At 64.1% G+C, this 16948-nt stretch carries 12 protein-coding genes; 6 read left to right on the top strand and 6 right to left on the bottom strand.

The window, feature by feature from the left end:
• Positions 1–54 precede the first annotated feature (54 nt).
• Positions 55–2787, bottom strand: coding sequence for a TonB-dependent receptor (locus WFP44_RS09900; protein WP_336926400.1), 2733 nt, complete (start codon positions 2785–2787; stop codon positions 55–57).
• Positions 2788–2967: 180 nt separating this feature from the next.
• Between WFP44_RS09900 and WFP44_RS09895 the strand changes: the two genes are divergently transcribed.
• Both WFP44_RS09895 and WFP44_RS09890 read left to right on the top strand, forming a co-directional pair.
• Positions 2968–4038 (top strand): LacI family DNA-binding transcriptional regulator, encoded by a 1071-nt coding sequence (locus tag WFP44_RS09895; RefSeq protein ID WP_336926399.1) that lies wholly within the window; start codon positions 2968–2970, stop codon positions 4036–4038.
• A gap of 2 nt (positions 4039–4040) precedes the next feature.
• The gene (locus WFP44_RS09890; RefSeq protein ID WP_336926398.1) at positions 4041–5291 is read left to right on the top strand and encodes an MFS transporter; all 1251 of its coding nucleotides are present in this window, start codon (positions 4041–4043) and stop codon (positions 5289–5291) included.
• A gap of 4 nt (positions 5292–5295) precedes the next feature.
• On the opposite strand, the gene WFP44_RS09885 is transcribed toward WFP44_RS09890, so the two are convergent.
• Positions 5296–5997 (bottom strand): arylesterase, encoded by a 702-nt coding sequence (locus tag WFP44_RS09885; RefSeq protein ID WP_336926397.1) that lies wholly within the window; start codon positions 5995–5997, stop codon positions 5296–5298.
• Positions 5998–6055: 58 nt separating this feature from the next.
• Here WFP44_RS09885 and WFP44_RS09880 point away from each other — a divergent pair, with 58 nt between their 5' ends.
• Both WFP44_RS09880 and WFP44_RS09875 read left to right on the top strand, forming a co-directional pair.
• Positions 6056–6772, top strand: coding sequence for an ABC transporter ATP-binding protein (locus WFP44_RS09880; RefSeq protein WP_336926396.1), 717 nt, complete (start codon positions 6056–6058; stop codon positions 6770–6772).
• Positions 6769–9288, top strand: a complete 2520-nt coding sequence (locus tag WFP44_RS09875; RefSeq protein ID WP_336926395.1) for an ABC transporter permease — start codon at positions 6769–6771, stop codon at positions 9286–9288. Before WFP44_RS09880 ends, WFP44_RS09875 begins: the two co-directional genes overlap by 4 nt.
• Before the next feature lie 20 nt (positions 9289–9308).
• Here WFP44_RS09875 and WFP44_RS09870 read toward each other — a convergent pair whose 3' ends face one another.
• Positions 9309–9698 (bottom strand): DUF805 domain-containing protein, encoded by a 390-nt coding sequence (locus WFP44_RS09870; protein ID WP_336926394.1) that lies wholly within the window; start codon positions 9696–9698, stop codon positions 9309–9311.
• A 121-nt stretch (positions 9699–9819) separates the two neighbouring features.
• Entirely contained in the window at positions 9820–12474 is a 2655-nt protein-coding gene (locus tag WFP44_RS09865; RefSeq protein ID WP_336926393.1) for a TonB-dependent receptor, read from the bottom strand.
• 327 nt (positions 12475–12801) lie between these two features.
• On the opposite strand from WFP44_RS09865, the gene typA reads away from it, so the two are divergent.
• Positions 12802–14628: a translational GTPase TypA gene (gene typA / locus WFP44_RS09860; RefSeq protein ID WP_336926392.1), complete on the top strand. Its 1827-nt coding sequence runs from the start codon at positions 12802–12804 to the stop codon at positions 14626–14628.
• Positions 14629–14645: 17 nt separating this feature from the next.
• Here typA and WFP44_RS09855 read toward each other — a convergent pair whose 3' ends face one another.
• Positions 14646–15143, bottom strand: a complete 498-nt coding sequence (locus WFP44_RS09855; protein ID WP_336926391.1) for a GlcG/HbpS family heme-binding protein — start codon at positions 15141–15143, stop codon at positions 14646–14648.
• Positions 15144–15333: 190 nt separating this feature from the next.
• Here WFP44_RS09855 and WFP44_RS09850 point away from each other — a divergent pair, with 190 nt between their 5' ends.
• On the top strand, positions 15334–16515 hold the full coding sequence (locus WFP44_RS09850) for a glycosyltransferase family 4 protein (RefSeq protein ID WP_336926390.1): 1182 nt from the start codon (positions 15334–15336) through the stop codon (positions 16513–16515).
• Here WFP44_RS09850 and WFP44_RS09845 read toward each other — a convergent pair.
• Positions 16486–16947, bottom strand: a complete 462-nt coding sequence (locus WFP44_RS09845) for a hypothetical protein (RefSeq protein ID WP_336926389.1) — start codon at positions 16945–16947, stop codon at positions 16486–16488. The genes WFP44_RS09850 and WFP44_RS09845 overlap by 30 nt on opposite strands.
• Between the last annotated feature and the right edge of the window lies 1 nt (position 16948).

Raw genomic sequence — 16948 nt, 5'->3', positions numbered from 1 at the left:
CACGAGCAGCGGGTGCAGCGCCGTGTCAGCCCTGCACCCGCCCGCCCCCTGCTATCAGAAACCAACCCGGACGCGGGCGCCAAAGGTGCGCGGGCGGGTGAAGAAGCGGGTGTTGTCGAACTGCGTGATGATGATCGCGGATTCGCGCTGTTCGTTGGTGATGTTGTTCACATAGACCTCGAACCGCAGATCGCCTTCGCCATGCGTATACCCCGCCCCCAGATCGAAGGTGGCATAGCCGCGCACCACATCGTTCAGGCGCAGGCGCGGATTGTTCGGGTTCTGGAAATCCTGCGAATTGAAGATCGTCTGGAAAGTGGACGAACGGTAGCCCGCCGAAACGATCCAGTCGATCGACCCGCTGGGCACATCGATTGACTGGCTGATCGAGGTGTTGAGCTGCCAGCGCGGCGTGCGCGGCAGGCGCGCGCCGTTGATCGACTGGAACACTGCTTCATCGGGCGCCACGTCGGCCTGGAACCGGAAATCCTGAATGGGCTCGGCATTCTGGATCTGCGCTTCCAGCCACAGCGCGTTGAAGTTCCAGTTGATGTTGTGCGGCAATTGCAGGCCGCCTTCCAGATTGAGGCCGTAAATCTCGGAATCGGCCGCGTTGTAGCTGTAGGACACGACCAGCGCGAGGCTGGTATTTTCCGGCAGCGGCACGGTTTGTCCCAGCCCGTCGAGGAAATCGACCACCTGCGCCACCGACAGCAGCGAGGTGAATACCTGATCCGAATAATCGTTGTAAAAGGCGGACAGGTTCAGCCGCGCACGCACATCGCCCAGCCAGAACGCGTTCTTGCTGCCCAGTTCGTAGAGCCGCACCTTTTCGGTGTCGTAAGTGGGCGCAACGCCCGCATCGCCCAGATTGTCGTTGAAACCGCCGGATTTGTGCCCCGTGGCGACCAGCGCATAAAGCAGATTGTCGGGCGTCACATCATATTCGGCCCGCACGCGCCAATCGACGAACTTGTCCTGCATCTGCCCCGTCTGGCGGAAGATCTGCCCCTGGAAGGGCACGGCATAGGTGAACTGGTTGTTGAAGAACGGATCGCCATTGGTGAAGCCGTTGCAGGTCCAGAAATCGCCTGTCACCGTGTCGAGACATTGCGGCGCGCCTGCCACCGGGAAGGGATCGCCGCCCTTGGGGCCGAAATCGAGAATCTCGTCCAGATTGTCGCGCGCGCCGAAATTGGCAACGCCGTTCTGCCAGAAGGCAAACACTTCGGCATCACTGATCGAGCCGTTGCCATCAGTGTCGGGGTTGAAGATGGTGCGGTCGCGCCCGGCAAAGGCAAATCCTTCGGTGCCGTAGCGCACGCCGCCGCAGCAGTTGAAATTGCCATCGCCCAGCGCCAAGCCATAGCGCGAGGCAACGCCTTCGCGGCTCTTGCTGTCATCGGTGTAGCGCAGGCCGCCGGTCACGCGGAACCGGTCGGTCACGCTGAAGGTGGCATCGCCATACAGCGCCCAGCTTTCCGCATCGACATCGGGCATATTGAATTCCACACCCTGGAAGAACAGGCCGCGATCCCCGGTGGAGCCGAGGAAGGCATACTGGTCTTCGCGGAAATACAGCCCGCCCAGGCTCCAGGTCAGGCGGTCGTCCTCTCCGAACAGGCGCAGCTCGTGGTAATGGGAACGGCTGTCGGTGATCGACTGGAAACGCGACCAGTTGTCATACACTTCCTCCAGCACCACGCCCGGATTGACGAAGCCGCCCGCCAGCACATCCTCGCGCCGGGACAAATTGTCATACACTCCGTCGTAGAAAGGCGTCAGCGGCGTGGTGGCGTTGTAGTTGTAAACCAGATCGCGGTAGCTGCCGGTATATTCCACGCTGAACGGCCCGGCATCATAGGTGACCGTGCCGCGCAGGCCCCAATGCTTGGTGTCCAGATCAGGCGTGAACGCCTTGGCGATGACATCGCGCGGATTGCGGATGTCGCGCGGATCGACCCCATTGCCCAGCGGGTTGGCGTAATTGGTGCCGGTATAGCCGGTGCCTTCCTCGTGAATATAGTCGCCTGCCAGCAGGATGGTCAGCCGGTCGGTCGGCTCCCACAGCAATTGCGCGCGGACGGCCTTGTTGTCCTCCGCCTCGGCCACGTCGACATTCTGGATCGGGCCGACATTGTTGTAATAGCTGTCGTGCTTCAGATACATACCCGACACGCGGAAGGCCGCATTTGCGCCAAGCGGCACATTCAGCATACCCCGGAATTCGGCATGGTCGTAATTGCCATAGGCAATCTCCGCCTCCGCATCCCAGATGCCGATGCCCGGCTTCCACGCAATCGCGTTGACCGAACCGGCGGTGGCGTTGCGCCCGCGCAAAGTGCCCTGCGGGCCGATGTTCACTTCCACCCGCTCGATATCGAAAAAGGCCGAGCCGATGCCGGAGGGGCGCGGCACATAGACGCCATCATAATGGAAGGCCGCCGCCGGATCGCCCAGTTCGGTATTGTTGGAGGAGCCGACGCCGCGGATCCAGATTTCCACATTGCCGCCATTGTTCGCCACGGTCATGCCGGGCAGGACATTGTTGAAATCGGTGATGTCCTGAATGCCGCGTGCGCGCAATTCATCGCCGCTGAAGGTGGCGGCGGTGCCGGCGTAATCCTGGATCGCCTGTTCGCGCCGGTCTGCCGTAACGATGATCGAATCGGCCGCAGCAGGCGCTTCCCTCAGATCGGGTTCGGCACCCGCATCCTGCGCAACTGCCGGAACACAAAGAGCAAAAGCGGACACGCCGCCAGCGAGCAAAACGGAAAACTTGCGCATGAAACCCTCCCAGGAACCGGCATTATGGTAGCCGTGTGAACGTTCACATACATCTTGACGTGATCGTTCACAAGATGAATTGTGAGCGCTCACGATTTGGCGGCGCTTTTGCTTGGACACAGACCAAAGGCTAGGTCATAAGCCCGCGCTGGGATTGGCTTTTCAGGTTGGGGGACGCAGATGGCATCGCGCGCCAGCGTTACGATCGAGCATGTGGCGCAGGCCGCCGGCGTCTCGCGCCAGACCGTCTCCCGCGTCATCAACAAGGGGCCGAACGTCAAGCCTGAAGTGCGCGAACGGGTAGAGGCGGCGATTGCCGCGCTCGGCTATGTCCCCAACCTCTCCGCGCGGCGCATGGGCGGGGGCAAATCCTATCTGATCCTGGCGGTGAACGACCGGCAGCGCACGATCGAGAACTGGCGCGCGGGGCGCGGCAATGACTGGGTTGACCAGATGCTGCACGGCGGCATTACCGAGTGCGAGAAGCACGGCTATCACCTCATCTTCGAACTGATCGACACCGATCCCGCCACCGCGCCGCGCCAGCTTTCCAACGCCATTGCGGCGCTGCGCCCCGATGGCGTGATCCTGACCCCGCCGCACAGCGATAACGAGGAACTGCCGGTGCTGCTGGCCGAACGCGGCATCCCCTGCGCCCGCATCGGGCGGCGTCCCGGCACGCAATTCATCGACGTGTTCATGGACGAGGAGGAGGCCGCCGCCGAGATCACCGCACGCCTCATCGCGCTGGGGCATATGCGCTTGGCCTTTATCGCCGGATCGCCCGAATACGGCAATTCGACCAAGCGCCTCGCCGGTTTTTCCCGCGCGCTGGCGGCCAGCGGCCTGGGCGAAGCGGCGGGCTGCGTTGCCAAGGGCAATTTCCGCTTTGCCGATGCCGCGCAGGAAATCGAACGCCTGCTGACCCGCGCCGATCCGCCAACCGCGCTGATCGCGGAGAATGACGAAATGGCCTTTGCCGCCATGCACGTGGCGGACAGGCTGGGCCTTGAGGTGCCGCAGCAGCTTTCGATCGCCAGTTTCGAGGACACGCCCGGCGTGCGCTTCAGCGTGCCGCCGCTCACCGCTATTCGCCAGCCCACGGCGGAAATGATCGCGGCAGCCTGTTCGCAACTGATCGCCGCCAGCGCGGGCGGCCCGGCGCATGGCAGCATCAAATTGCCCTACCGGCTGGTGGAGCGGGCCACCACCGGCCCTGCCCCCGCGCCAGCCAAGCGCAAGACCGGCTGACGGTGATCGCAGGCCTCCCGCTCCAGCCCGGTCAATCGCGGGCGGCCATGGGGCTGTATACGCTTGCGCTCCTCGGCGTCTATCTGGCCTTCATGCCCGTGCTCGTTCTGCTGATCCCGCGCCGGATCGAGAGCTTTGCACCCGGAAATGCCGCGGTTCTGCTCAGTTGGGTCCTGCTGGCGGGCGCAATGATGGCGGCAGCGGCGCATATCCTGGCCGGTCACCTGAGCGACCGCTGGCTGGCCCGCCATGGCAACCGGCGCGGGCTTGCACTGATCGGCGCAGGGATGCTGGCCGCATCCTATCTGCTGCTGGCCTTTGCCCACAGCTTCCCCGCAATGCTGGCGGCGATTCTGTCGTTTCAGCTGGCTCTGAACTTCGCCTTTGCCCCGCTGGGCGCGCTGCTGGCCGACCATTTCCCCGACCGCCAAAAGGGCCGGATGAGCGGGCTGATGAACGCTGCCCTTCCCGCTTCCAATCTGGCGGTGGTGGCGGTGGGCATTGGCTTTGCGCAGGACAGTGCGGCGGCCTTTCTGGTGACGGGAGCCGTGGCAGTGGCCTGCATCCTGCCTTTGCTGATCCTGTGGCCGCTGGGCGCGCTGCATCTTCCCGCGCCGTTTGTGGAGAACCTCGTGACCGCGCCGCAGGAGGTCACGCGCGACCGGCTGCGCGATTTCCGCATTGCATGGTGCGCGCGGCTCGCCGTGCAATTGGGCGCGGCGTTCGTGCAGGGCTATATCTACCTTTATCTGATCGAGACGCTGGCCGCGCCCGCCGCTGATCCGGCGGCGCGGGCCTCGCAGATGCTGGCGAGCCTCGCTGCGCCAGCCGCCTTGCTGGCGATCGGGGCAACACAGGTCGCGGGCTTGCTTTCCGACAGGCTGGGCCAGCGCCGCCGTCCACTAGCTGTCGCTGCCGTGCTGGTGGGCCTTGGGATGGCTGTCTTGTCGCAAGCCGACACGCTATGGCCCTTCATCGCGGGCTATGCCGTATTCTATTGCGGGCTGGCGGCCTTCCTTTCGATCGACACCGCGATGGTGGCGCAACTGGTGGCAGGGCACCCACGGCGCGGCGCGCTGCTGGGGGTAATGAACCTGACCAATACCGTCCCTGCAATCATCGCCCCGGTGCTGACACTGATCGCGTTTCAGACCAGCGCATTGGCGGATGTGCTGGGCGTGCTTTTCCTGGGCTGCGCGGCGTTGGCGCTGCTGGCAGGGGCCGGCGTGATGCTGATCCGCAGCCTGCGCTGATGTATTACTCGGCGGGCGGGATGGCTGCGACCACCGCGCCCTTGGTGGACGCGACCAGCGCCTGCACCCCTTCAGCCGTGGGGTGGATGCGGTCAGGCAGGTTCAGTTCCGGCTTGTCATACACCGCTTCAAGGAAGAACGGCACCAGCGCCGCGCCATATTGCCGGGCAAGATCGGGATAGATCGCGTCAAACTCGGCCTGAAACTGGGCGCCGAGATTGGGCGGAGCACGCATCCCCATCAGCAACACCGGGATATTGCGCGCCTTCAGTTCCTCCAGAATGGCGGCCAGATTTTCGCGCGTCGCCGATGGCGGCAGACCGCGCAGCATATCGTTCCCGCCCAGTTCCACGATGGCGAGGTGCGGCGCGGCGGGCGCGTTGTCGAGCACGAAACCGATCCGCTGCCGCCCGGCCGCAGTGGTATCGCCCGAAACCCCCGCGTCGATCACACGGGCATTGATCCCGTCGGCCCGCAGCGCTGCCTGCAACTGTTCGGGATAGCCTTCGTCCTCTGCCAGATTGTATCCGGCAAACAGGCTGTCACCAAAGGCCAGGATCACGCGTTCCGGCCCGGTTACCGGCGCGGCCTGCCCCGCGACGGGTTGAGCGCTGGCCGTGTCGGCCTGTGCCGGCGACGCGGCTTCGTTGCCGCAGGCGGCCAGCGCCAGCGCCATGATCGTTATCGCCCAACCGCCAATCCGCATCGATTACCGCCCTTATGCCTCTATTGCCTCGCTGTCATAGCTATGCCATCGCTGGGCGGTGACAAGCCCCCCGCCAAACAATCCCGCCATCCTTGCCCGTGACCTGCGCCTGACATTGGGCGAAGGCGCGGCAGCCGTTGAGATCCTGCGCGGCATCGATCTGACCGTGCCAACCGGGCAGACGCTGGCGCTGCTCGGCCCTTCGGGTTCGGGCAAAAGCTCGCTGATGAGCGTGCTTACCGGGCTGGAACGCGCGACCAGCGGTGAACTCGTCGTCGCAGGCGCGGCCTTTTCCAGCATGAGCGAGGACGAACTGGCGCTGGCCCGGCGCGGGCGCATCGGCATCGTGCTGCAAGCCTTTCACCTGCTGCCCACCATGACGGCGCAGGAGAATGTCGCCACCCCGCTTGAACTGGCGGGCGAGAAGGACGCATGGGAACGCGCCGCGGCGGAGCTGGAGGCCGTGGGCCTAGGCCATCGCCTGACGCACTACCCCGCGCAGCTTTCGGGCGGGGAACAGCAGCGCGTCGCCATTGCCCGCGCCATTGCCTCGCGCCCGCCGCTGATTTTCGCGGACGAGCCAACAGGCAATCTCGACGGTTCGACCGGCAGTTCGATTGTCGATGTGCTGTTTTCGCGCCGCGCGCAGACCGGGGCGACGCTGGTGATCATCACGCATGACAAGGATCTGGCCGCCCTGTGCGACCGGGTGGTTACATTGGGCGATGGCCGGATCGTGTCCGACACGGTCAAGGCGGATATGCCCGCTTCATGACATCGCTCGGCTGGGCAGCGGCATGGCGCATTGCGCGGCGCGACCTGCACCGCCAGTTTCGCGGCCTGCGCCTGCTGCTCGTATGCCTGTTTCTGGGCGTGGGCGCGCTGGCGGCGATCGGCTCGCTCACCTCGGCCATTCGCAGCGAACTCAACGGCCAGGGGCAGGTGCTGCTGGGCGGCGATCTGGAAGTGGAAGTCTATCAGCGCCCCTTGAGCGCGGAGGAAGTGGCCTTTCTTTCGGAATATGGCGAGTTGTCCAACGGCCTCAGAATGCAGGCCATGCTCACCAATGGCGATGCTGCAGCGCCGGTGGAGCTGAAAGCAGTGGAAGGCAACTGGCCGCTCTACGGCGCGCTGACGCTGGCCGATGGCAGCGTGGCGGGCGACCTGCCCGATGGCGGCGCGTGGATTGCGCAGGGCGTGGCCGACCGGCTGGACGTCGGCGTGGGTGACAGCATCCTGCTCGGCACGCTGCCGCTGACCGTGGCGGGCATTATCGGGGAGGAGCCCGACCGCCTGTCCGAAGGATTTTCGCTGGGCCAGAGCGTGATCGTGGGGCTGGACGTGCCAGAGGCTGCCGGCCTTACCCTGCCCGGCGCGATGTACGAAACGAAAACGCGTGTGCGCTTTTCCGGAAATGCCGATCCTGCGGCTGTGGAGGAGGAAATCCTCGAAGCCTTTCCGGAAAGCGGGCTGGATATCCGCACCCGCGACCGCGCATCGCCCGGCGCGGAACGCTTTGTCAGCCGCATGGGCGAATTCCTGACATTGGTGGGCCTTGCCGCGCTGGTGATCGCCGGCATCGGCATTGGCGGCGGCGTCTCCTCCTATCTCGAAAGCAAGCGCGCCGGGATCGCCACCTTGAAGATCCTTGGCGCATCGAGCGGTGACATCGCGCGCATCTACGCGCTGCAGGTGGGTGCGGCGGCGCTGGCGGGGTCGCTGGCGGGGCTGGCGGCAGGCGTGCTGGTCACGCCGCTGCTGGCGAACGCGCTGGGATCGCTGCTGCCGGTAAGCACGGCTTTCGTGGTCGATCCGCTGGCCTTGCTGCGCGCCCTTGCGTTCGGGCTGCTGGTGGCGCTGGTCTTTGCCGCGCCGCCAATCCTGCGCGCGCGCGACTTTCCCGCAATGGCGCTGATGCGTTCGCGCGTTGCGCCGATTTCGCAGGGCTGGCGCAGCGCGGCGGTGCCCGTGGGTCTGGGCATGGCGGGAATTGCCCTGCTGGCGCTGGTCGGATCGCCGACGCCGCTGCTGTCCGCCGGGTTTCTGGCGGGAGCGCTGGGGATGCTGCTGCTGCTGGGGGTGCTGGGCGTTACCATTGCCCGCGCAGCAAAGCGCGCACCGCGCCCGGCCCATCCGATCCTGCGCGCGGCGCTGTCGAATATCTACCGCCCTGGCGCGGCCACCGGCGCGCTGGTGACGGCGCTGGGCTTTGGCCTTGCCGCCTTTGTCCTGCTGGCGGCGGTGCAAACCAGTCTGGATGGCAATATCCGCCGCTCCGTGCCGGCCATCGCGCCTGATTATTTCGTGCTCGACCTGCCGGTGGCGCGCGTGGGCGAATTCACCGCGCTGGTCGAGGCGGATGCACCGGGAGCTGAAATCAGCGCCACTCCCACGCTGCGCGGGCAGGTCATTGCCTATGGCGACCCCGAAAACCCCACCATTGTCAGCGAACTGGAGGAATTGCCCGATGGCGCGTGGGCGCTGCGCGGCGAACGCGGGCTGACCTATTCGGTTGCGCTTCCCCAGGGCAATGTGCTGACCCGCGGCGAATGGTGGCCTGAAATCTATAACGGCGAACCGCTCGTTTCAGTGGACGAGGAACTCGCGCGTGCGGCCGATCTGCAATTGGGCGACATCATCACGGTCAGCGTGCTGGGCGTGCAGAAAACCGCGCGCATTGCCAGCTTCCGACGGCTGGACTGGGAAAGCATGGGCTTCAATTACGTCTTCGTGTTCTCACCCAACACGCTGGCCGATGCGCCGCACAATGTGGCGGCTACCATATCCTTGCCCGAAGGGGCGGAGGTGCCCACGCTGCTGCGCGATCTGGCGCGCGCCTTCCCCTCCAGCTCGGTGGTGGAGGTGGGGCCGATCCTGGAGGAGGCGCGCAGCATCCTCGATCAGGTCTCGCTCGCCATTCTGGCCGCTGCATCGGTGGCGGTGCTGGCGGGAATCGCAGTGCTGCTGGGCGCGATTGCCGCCGCACGCGCCGCACGGATTTACGATACCGTCATCCTGCGCGTGCTGGGCGCCAGCCGAGGCCAGCTTCTGGGCCTGCAACTGGCGGAGTTCGGCCTGCTTGCCGTAATCCTTGCCGGCGTCTCGCTCGCCTTGGGCGCGGGCCTTGCCTGGGCGATCATCACCCAGCTGTTCGAATTCGACTGGCTGCCCGACTGGCCACGAATACTTGCCGTGCTGGGCGCGGGGCTGGCGCTGGTGCTGGGCTTTGCCTTCGCCGCCAGCCTGCCCGTGCTGCGGGCACGGCCGGCGCAGACGCTCCGAAACCTCTGAGCGCCCGCGCCGATCCGCGATCAGGAGAAGGTATCGACCGGCGCCTGCCCCTTGGGATCGGGACCATAGCGGTTGTCGCCGCGAGTCCCTTCAAGGCACATGAACACCAGCACGGCGATGGAACCGACGAACGGGATCAAGCCCAGCAGCACGAACCAGCCCGAACGGTCCTGGTCGTGGAAACGGCGCACCTGCACCGCAATTCCGGGTATGATAATCGCCAGCACGAACAGCAGGCTGAGCGGGCCATAGGTACCGCCGATCATCTGATTCAAGCCCAGCAATCCCTCGATCGCGCCGATCACGATCGCCACGATGATCATGCCCAGCACGAACATCCAGTATTCCTTGCGCCGCGAACGCCCCGAAAAATCGGCATAGCGCCGCAGCGGCATCAGCATCCAGTCCATCACAATCCCCCTCTTGCTTAACCCCTCGGATTAAAAGGGAACATAACGGCAGGAACAAGGCAAACGAAAAAGGGGGCCGTGCTGGCCCCCTTCCCCGTGTCGCAATCCCGACTTGCGTGGATCAGAACTTCTTGCGCGCCGTCACGCCATAGGTGCGCGGCTGGTTGGGATAGCCAGAGATCGACCGCGGCTGGCCGGGCGAATCGAACAGCGACAGCAGATAGCGGTCGTTGGTCAGGTTGCGGCCCCACACCGTCAGGTCGAGACCCAGATCGGTGAACTGATAGGTCAGCGAGGCCGACAGCTCATCCACCTGCCGCTGGAACGGCGCCGCTGCGGCAATCGCCGCTGCCTGTCCGCCCGAGAGGAAGCCCGGCAAGCCTTCGATCACCTGCGTCTTGCTTTCGTGGTAGAAGGTGGTGTTGGCGATCAGCACATCGCCATTACCCAGATCCTGTTCCCACTGCGCGCCCAGCACCACCGTCCATTCCGGAATACCTGCCGGCTTGGTGCCGGTCAGATCCCCGATCGACGAGAGCGGGAAGCTGACATAGGTTGGGTCGAGCCAGGTGGTGGCAAAGTTCAGCGTCAATTGCTCCACCGGCCTCACCATGCTTTCCAGCTCGACACCCCAAGTGCGCTGCTTACCGGCGTTGGACAGCAGGAAGCCGGTGCCGGTGAAGATGTTGGACTGGAAGCCATCGATGTCCTGCCGGAAGCCCGTCAGGTTCATCGAGAACACATCCCAATTGCCCTTGAAGCCCAGCTCGATAACCTTGGATTCTTCCGGCCCGGCAAAGCGGCTGCCCGCAATCTGGTTTCGGAAAGTGGGGTTAAGCGCGGTCACCGCAGCCAGATCGCTCGCCAGCGGGCGGCTGTCACGGCCCAGGTTGAACGAGCTTGCCTTGAAGCCCGTCGCATAGCTGGCATAGACATTGATGTCTGGGCTGACATCATACGCCAGGCGGACGGTGTAAGCGAGATCGTTGTCGCGCGTGCGCCCGTCCTCAACTGCGTTGGGGATGTTGATGAAACGCGGGAACAGTTGCAACGCCCGGCCCACCAGGAAAGGGTTCACCGCAGGATTGGTCGAATTGGCGGTGGCAAAGGCGGTTGCCGGAACAACGATCAGGTTATTGAAGTTCGCCAACCCGATATTGGCAGCAAAGGCATTGATCTGTTCCTGCGTGGCGAGCACGCCCGGATCGAGGCCCAGTTGCTGGCCGACCACTGTCGCAATGGTCTGCGCGCGAATCGCGCGGAAGCCTGCATCGACAAGATCGATATTCGAGAACACGTCGCGCGACTGGTAATCGGTCACCGCACGCTTGCGATCCATCGTGTAGTTCGCGCCCACCGTTAAGACGAGGCCGGTGGCGACTTCGAAATCAACCTGGCCGAACAGCGACAGCGCGTTGTTGCGCAGGAAGAACCCGCCGGTTTCCGCAATGCCCGGCGTCGCGAAGGTGTTCACAAACTGCGTGGGGTCGCCGTAAAGTGTGCCGATTGTCTGTTCGAGGAAGGCGACGGTGCTGCCGGAGCCGTTCCCGCCTGCCGAAAGATCGGCAAAGTTGCGGAAACGCGCGCCTTTGTTGACCGTCTGGTCCTCGGTGATGTTCTCACGGAAGTAGAACAGGCCGCCCAGGAACGAAGCCGGGCCGATTTCGCCCGCCAGCCGCAGTTCCTGCGTGTAGGTTTCCAGGTTCTGCGTCTGGAAACGCTGGAGCAGGTCGAGCGAGGTGAAATCGACGTCCTGATCGTATTGCCCGTTATTTTCACGATAGGCGGAAATCGAGGTCAGCGTGAAATTGCCGCCCAGTTCGAAATCGAGCTGTGCGGAAACGCCGTAATTCTCGATCTCGTTGGTCGAGGGGAAGTTGTTGTAGACGAGATTGGCAAAGGGATCGTTCGGATCGTTCAACTGGCCGCCCAGCGCCAGAATGGCGGCCGAGGCGGGCGAACGCTGGACATTGACCACGCCGCAGCAATTCTCGTCCATCTTGTCGTAATCGGCAATGATGCGCGCGCGCAGGTTGTTGCCGTTGTCATACAGCATCTGCCCGCGCACGAACCAGCGATCACGCTCGTTCGTGCGGCTGTTCGATGCGGTGTCGATGTTATAGCCGTCGCGCTGGTTGATGCCGCCCGCCAGGCTGACTGCGAAGCTGTCGCTCAGCGGGCCGCTGGCATAGGCGCGCACCACGGTGGCATCGAGATTGCCATAGGATACTTCCAGCGACCCTTCAGGCGTGAAGGACGGGGCCGAGGTGACAAGCGAAATGACGCCCGCCGATGCGTTCTTGCCGAACAGCGTCGATTGCGGGCCGCGCAGCACTTCGATGCGGCTGACATTGGGCAGATCGTTGATCTGCGCCGCCGTGCGGCTGCGATAGACGCCGTCAACAAACACGCCCACCGAAGGCTCGATGCCGGCATTGTTTGCGCCGTTGCCAAAGCCGCGGATGATGAAATTGGTATTGGCCGAGCTTTGCAGCTGGCTGACACGCAGCGATGGCACCACGGCCTGAAGATCGCGCAGATCGCGGATCTGTTCGCGCTCCAGCGTTTCGGCGGTGGTAACGCTGACGGCGACCGGTGTTTCCTGCAGCGTGGTTTCGCGCTTTGTGGCGGTCACGATAATCATGTTGCCGCTGGCTGCCTCTTCCTCCGGCGCGTCTTGCGCATAGGAGGCAACAGGCATGGCAATGGCAATGGCGGCGACCCCGCAAAGGAGCGAGCGCGCGTGTCCGGACTTGCCGGAAGTGCGGTTAATCATGAGCTTCTCCATCTCCCTCACACCTCCGGCAGGCCCTCTGGGCTCTGGTGCACCGGTTGTGATCGCTCTCTGGATACGCCGCACCCACGCGTCAACGCAATCGTGAACCGCTTAACCTTGTTCAAAACAGTTGCGATTGAAACCGCGCCTGTAGCAAATGGGCCACATTCCGGCAAATTATTGCGCTGCAGCAAAGGCTTGCGCCGCATTTTGGACACATTGGCGCAGTGCCTTGCCCTGTCGGCCCGTGTCGTCTAAAGCGCGCGTGAAACTTCGCAGGTGCAGCACATATGTTCGCCCGCGGCCAAACTATCCAAAGGCTCTTCTATGTCCGCGCCCCTTCGCAATGTGGCGATCATCGCCCATGTTGACCATGGCAAAACCACTCTGGTCGACCAGTTGTTCCGCCAATCCGGCACCTTCCGCGACAACCAGCGGATCGAGGAGCGGGCGATGGATTCCAACGATCTGGAAAAGGAACGCGGGATCACCATCCTTGCCAAGTGCACCAGCGTGGAATGGGAAGGCACGCGCATCAACATCGTCGATACGCCCGGCCACGCCGATTTCGGCGGCGAGGTGGAGCGTATTCTGTCGATGGTCGACGGCGTGATCCTGCTGGTCGACAGTTCCGAAGGCGCGATGCCGCAGACCAAGTTCGTCACCGGCAAGGCGCTGTCGCTCGGCCTTCGCCCCATTGTGGTGGTCAACAAGATCGACCGCCCGGACGAACGGATTCAGGAAGTGCTTGACGAGGTGTTCGACCTGTTCGTGAGCCTTGAGGCGAATGACGAGCAGCTCGATTTCCCCGTGCTCTACGCTTCGGGCCGCAACGGCTATGCCAATGAAGACCCGAGCTTGCGCGAAGGCACGCTGACCCCGCTGTTCCAGAAGATCGTCGACCATGTCCCTCCGCCATCCGCGGACGAGGACGGGCCGTTCAAGTTCCTTGTGACGCTGCTGGATCGTGACAATTTCCTCGGCCGCATCCTCACCGGCAAGGTCGCCTCCGGTTCGATCAAGGTGAACGATCCGATCCACGCGCTCGATTCGTCGGGCAAGGTGGTGGAAACGGGCCGCGCGTCCAAGCTGCTCGCCTTCCGCGGGCTGGAGCGCGTGCCGGTGGACGAAGCCAAGGCAGGCGATATCATTTCGATTGCCGGCCTTGCCGTGGCGACAGTTGCCAACACCATTGCCAATCCCAGCGTGACTGAACCGATTCAGGCGCAGCCGATCGATCCGCCCACGCTGTCCATGCGCTTTGCCGTGAACGACAGCCCGCTGGCCGGGCGCGAAGGCACCAAGGTAACCAGCCGCATGATCCGCGACCGGCTGGAGCGCGAGGCGGAATCCAATGTCGCCATCCGCGTGACCGAGAGCGAGGACAAGGACAGCTTCGAAGTGGCCGGGCGCGGCGAATTGCAGCTGGGCGTGCTGATCGAGACCATGCGCCGCGAAGGGTTCGAACTGGGCATTTCGCGCCCGCGTGTGATTTTCGGCACCGATGAAAACGGCAACCGCACCGAACCGTATGAAACGGTCGTGATCGACGTGGACGATGAATATTCGGGTACGGTCGTGGAGAAGATGGCGCTGCGCAAGGCAGAGCTTACCGATATGCGCCCCAGCGGCGGCGGCAAGACCCGCATCACCTTCTCCGCCCCCAGCCGCGGCCTGATCGGCTATCACGGGGAATTCCTGTCGGATACGCGCGGCACGGGCATCATGAACCGCCTGTTCGAAAAATATGGCCCCTACAAGGGCCGGATCGAAGGCCGCCAGAACGGCGTGCTCATCTCGATGGAAGCGGGCGATGCGGTAGCCTATGCTCTCAATTCGCTGGAAGAGCGCGGCGAGCTGTTCATCACCGCCGGCACCAAGTTGTATGAAGGCATGATCATTGGCGAAAACGCCAAGCCCGACGATCTGGAAGTCAATCCGCTCAAGTCCAAGCAGCTGACCAACTTCCGCTCCAGCGGCAAGGACGACGCCATCCGCCTGACTCCGCCGCGGATCATGACGCTGGAACAGGCGATTGCCTATATCGACGAGGACGAGATGGTCGAAGTGACCCCGCAGAGCATTCGCCTGCGCAAGGTGCATCTCGACCCGCACGAGCGCAAGCGCCACAAGCGCAAGGTTGAAGCGGCGTAAGCTGCCAAAGCGCGGCCTTACGGCCTTTGCGACAGCAATCCTGCGGCGGCGATACCCGTTTCGCCGCAGGCGCTGTCCTGTGCGCTTGACGCGCCCGATACGCCCACCCCGCCCAGCGGGGCGCCATCGGTGGTGAAGAAGGGCACGCCCCCTTCCCAGGTTGCCAGCCCCGGCGGCGGCGCGCCCGGCCCCCAATTGGCAGTTTCCTTTGACGCAACGTGGATGGTAGCCGCCGAACGCCCCTTCCACTGGGCATATTCGCCTACCGCCGTGGGGGCGCCGTCCATATGGGCATAGGCGATCAGCCGACCCGCCGCGTCATATACCGCGACCGCCACGGCGAGGCCGCGCTCTGCCGCAAAGGCAAGGCAGGTGTCACGGATCGTCGCGGCATTGGCATAATCCAGCGCAGGGCGCAGCGTTTGCGCGGCGACCGGGCCATTGGCAGCGCTGGCGACGCTGCCAATAGCCAGCATGGCAAGACAGCGGGCCGCGGCTTGTGGTGGCATGGGCATTGTGGCAGTTCCCTTCCCGACTGTAACCCGATTGTGACAGCATAGAGAGCGCCGCTTCAACCACAACCCCCTGATACTGGGCGCATTTGCCGCCACGCGACCGTCCGCGCCCGTTCTGTCGGCAGTGAATTTGCACGGCTCCGCCATCGCCCCTCTCGCAATCGGGCGAAGCCTGTCCTATGGGCCAGCCATGGAGATAAGCGATCTGCGCGTGGCCTTGTTCAGCGGCAATTACAATTATGTCCGTGACGGAGCCAATCAGGCGCTGAACAGGCTGGTGGATTTCCTGCTGCGCCAGGGCGCTCATGTACGCGTCTATTCACCCAAGGTGCCAAATCCAGCCTTTCCGCCCACCGGCGATCTGGTGGGCTTGCCCAACCTGCCTGTTCCGGGGCGCGGAGAATACAGGTTTTCACTGGGGCTTTCGGCCGAAGGCAAGGCCGATCTGGAACGGTTTGCGCCCAATATCCTGCATATCGCCAGCCCCGACATGGCAGGACACCGCGCGCTGACCTGGGCGCGGAAACGCGGCCTGCCCGTGCTGACCAGCGTGCACACGCGCTTTGAAACCTATCCGCGCTATTACAATCTGGGCTTTCTGGAACCGGCGGTGGAAGCGATCCTGCGCCGCTTCTACCGGCGCTGCGATGCGCTGGTCGCGCCGTCGGAAAGCATGGTGCAGGTGCTGCGCGAACAGCGCATGGGGCATGACATCTCGATCTGGTCGCGCGGGGTGGACCGGGCGATTTTCGATCCCTCGCGCCGCGATCCGGAATGGCGCCGCGCGCACGGCATTGCCGATGGCGATGTGGCGGTGGGCTTTCTGGGTCGGCTGGTGATGGAAAAGGGGCTGGATGTCTTTGGCGCCACACTGGAGGAACTGAAGCGGCGCGGCGTGGCGCACAAGGTGCTGGTGGTGGGGGAAGGCCCGGCACGCGCCTTTTTCGAACAAAGCGTGCCAGACGCGGTGTTCACCGGTTTTCAGGGCGGCGCCGATCTGGGCCGCGCGGTGGCCAGCATGGATCTGCTGCTCAACCCTTCGATCACCGAGACATTCGGCAATGTGACACTCGAAGCCATGGCCAGCGGCATTCCTGTTGTCGCGGCGCGGGCGACCGGATCCACCAGCCTTGTGGCGCACGGGATTACCGGAATGCTGGTTGAACCGGGCGATATCCCTGCCTTTGCCGATGCGGTTGCCGCCTATTGCGCCGATCCGTCGCTGCGCAGCGCGCACGGGGCCGCTGGCGAGACGCGCAGCCGGCATTTTTCATGGGATGCAATCAACGGCGCGGTGGCGCGCACCTATCTGCGGCTGATTGCGCAGCGGCAGCCTGCGGTGTCAGCGCAGCACGCCCAAGCGGCGCATTGATCGGGCATACAGCGCCAGCCCCAGCATGAGGGCAAACACGATGGCAACCGTGGCATAGGTCGCAAAGCTGTCGGTCATGCCCGGCACGGGATTGGCGACGGCATAGGCGTTGGACAGCACCAGTCCCGCCAACGACAGCAGCAGCATGGGATAAGCAAGCGCGCGCCGCAGCAACAGGAGCGCCGCACCTGCGACCCCGCCCCATACGCCGATCGCCCAGACCGCATCGGCCCAGAGGGGGAAACCGGAGAAATAGGCCACAGCCACGTCTGTATTGAGCCCCATGGGCTTCACCATCGCTTCCATATAGGCGCGGTTGCCGGTCTGCGACATGACATAGTCATAGGCGCCCATCAGCGTGAACAGCAGCGCCAGCGTGCCCACTACCCACAGATGCCAGGGCACCGGCGTGCTTTCTCGCTCGGTTGACACG

Source organism: Alteraurantiacibacter palmitatis, from assembly GCF_037154115.1.
Classification (GTDB): domain Bacteria; phylum Pseudomonadota; class Alphaproteobacteria; order Sphingomonadales; family Sphingomonadaceae; genus Alteraurantiacibacter; species Alteraurantiacibacter palmitatis.
The sequence above is the reverse complement of the archived record's forward strand: the minus strand, read 5'-3'. Positions and strand labels throughout refer to the sequence as shown.

Coding starts and splice junctions, on each gene's coding strand:
- WFP44_RS09870 (WP_336926394.1), bottom strand. CDS start 9,698: ATGGACTGGATGCTGATGCCGCTGCGGCGCTATGCCGATTTTTCGGGG.
- WFP44_RS09900 (WP_336926400.1), bottom strand. CDS start 2,787: ATGCGCAAGTTTTCCGTTTTGCTCGCTGGCGGCGTGTCCGCTTTTGCT.
- WFP44_RS09850 (WP_336926390.1), top strand. CDS start 15,334: ATGGAGATAAGCGATCTGCGCGTGGCCTTGTTCAGCGGCAATTACAAT.
- typA (WP_336926392.1), top strand. CDS start 12,802: ATGTCCGCGCCCCTTCGCAATGTGGCGATCATCGCCCATGTTGACCAT.
- WFP44_RS09885 (WP_336926397.1), bottom strand. CDS start 5,997: ATGCGGATTGGCGGTTGGGCGATAACGATCATGGCGCTGGCGCTGGCC.
- WFP44_RS09855 (WP_336926391.1), bottom strand. CDS start 15,143: ATGCCCATGCCACCACAAGCCGCGGCCCGCTGTCTTGCCATGCTGGCT.
- WFP44_RS09865 (WP_336926393.1), bottom strand. CDS start 12,474: ATGATTAACCGCACTTCCGGCAAGTCCGGACACGCGCGCTCGCTCCTT.
- WFP44_RS09875 (WP_336926395.1), top strand. CDS start 6,769: ATGACATCGCTCGGCTGGGCAGCGGCATGGCGCATTGCGCGGCGCGAC.
- WFP44_RS09895 (WP_336926399.1), top strand. CDS start 2,968: ATGGCATCGCGCGCCAGCGTTACGATCGAGCATGTGGCGCAGGCCGCC.